Here is a 1,419-nt window from a genome sequence, read left to right on the forward strand (position 1 = left end):
GGTTCAAATCCTGTCCCCGCAACCAAATCAAAACAGCCCGGCTCACCCCGGGCTGTTCTTGTATCCGGCTGATGGCCGCCCGCTGATTTGAGAACCCTCATCACAGCCCAGCAAACACCCAAAGCCGACGCCCAAGGTCAAAAACAAATCCCGCAAAACCAAACACAATCCGCCCGCCAAAGCCAAGCCAAGCCAAGCCAAGCCAAGCCAAGCCAAGCCAAGCCAAACGTTCAGGGCCAAGCCTCGGTCGTTCCATGCCTCGGGGCCAAGACGAGCTCTCAGCTCGCGCGGCGGAAAATTGGGCGTCCCAGAGCCGAGGCCAGCCACGAAAATGCAAAATGGATTCAGCCGGCAGGATTCCATCTCAGCCGGCTTCAGCGCCAGCTGTCCCGGAGGGGTCGCGAGGAGCAGATCCCACCTATCGGCTGCAGGCGCGATCCCCGATCGCGACGGCCCGACCGAGGCGATATCTCTGTCTGCGAGACAATCGGACCAAAATGCAGGTTGGTCGACGTCGGTCGAAATTGCTAATATCTGACATCTATTGCTAAATCCGTGCCGTGATCCCATGTCTCTTTCCGGGAGGTTGTCATGCCCAACTACGCTCTGAACGACCACTATGAGCGCTTCATCAGGAAACAGCTCGAATCAGGTCGCTACAACAATGCCAGCGAGGTTGTTCGCGCCGGCCTGCGCATGCTCGAGGATTTCGAGGCGGAGCGGGAAAGATGGCTGCGCGAGGAAATTCCGGGCCGCCTGGCCGAGCTCCAGCAGGATCCAGCTAAAGGAATCCCGGCCGAGGCGGTTTTTTCTCGGCTGGAGGCGCGCCATCGCGCGAAACAGGCGAAAGCCAAGTAGGGGATGGACTATCGGATCGTCTTTCATCCCGCCGCACAAGCCGAACTCGAACGGCTCTATGACGACATAGCCGAGCGCGCATCGCCGGCGATCGCCTGGAATTTCGTCGCGGGTATTCAAGACCATTGTCTCGGTCTATCGACTTTTCCACAGCGTGGCACCGAGCGGCGCGAGATCATGCCCGGACTGCGGATCATCGGCTACCGACGGGCGGTCAGCATTGCCTTTGCGGTCGAGGGCGAGCGGGTGCTGATCCTGGGCATCTTCTACGCAGGCCGGAACATCACACCGGAATTGCTGGAGGATCGCCGCTGAAAGCCGCTCGGGCAAGGTCCGCGGCCGTCGGGCGGACAGCGGTTTTCAAAGCGAGGCATACGGTCCGGAGCGAGTATCCCAGGCGCGACCAAGCGCAAAAAGCGACGTGGAAACTCAGCCTAGCCAACTCACGAATCTCGACCCTGCGGATATCTCCACGAGAAATCGAAAAAACTTCTTGGATCGGTGTTGACAGTTTGTGAGGGTGGCGACTATATACGCCTCACGAACGAGGGCGGTGCGCCG

General features: G+C 59.7%; 2 protein-coding genes. Both read left to right on the forward strand.

From position 1 onward, the window contains the following. The first annotated feature begins 591 nt into the window (after window positions 1-591). The gene (locus FJ959_RS31475; RefSeq protein WP_140525844.1) at window positions 592-858 is read left to right on the forward strand and encodes a type II toxin-antitoxin system ParD family antitoxin; all 267 of its coding nucleotides are present in this window, start codon (window positions 592-594) and stop codon (window positions 856-858) included. Window positions 859-861: 3 nt separating this feature from the next. Beyond that, the gene (locus FJ959_RS31480; protein ID WP_140525843.1) at window positions 862-1,173 is read left to right on the forward strand and encodes a type II toxin-antitoxin system RelE/ParE family toxin; all 312 of its coding nucleotides are present in this window, start codon (window positions 862-864) and stop codon (window positions 1,171-1,173) included. Window positions 1,174-1,419 lie beyond the last annotated feature (246 nt).

The organism is Mesorhizobium sp. B2-2-4, from assembly GCF_006442375.1.
Taxonomy (GTDB): Bacteria; Pseudomonadota; Alphaproteobacteria; order Rhizobiales; family Rhizobiaceae; genus Mesorhizobium.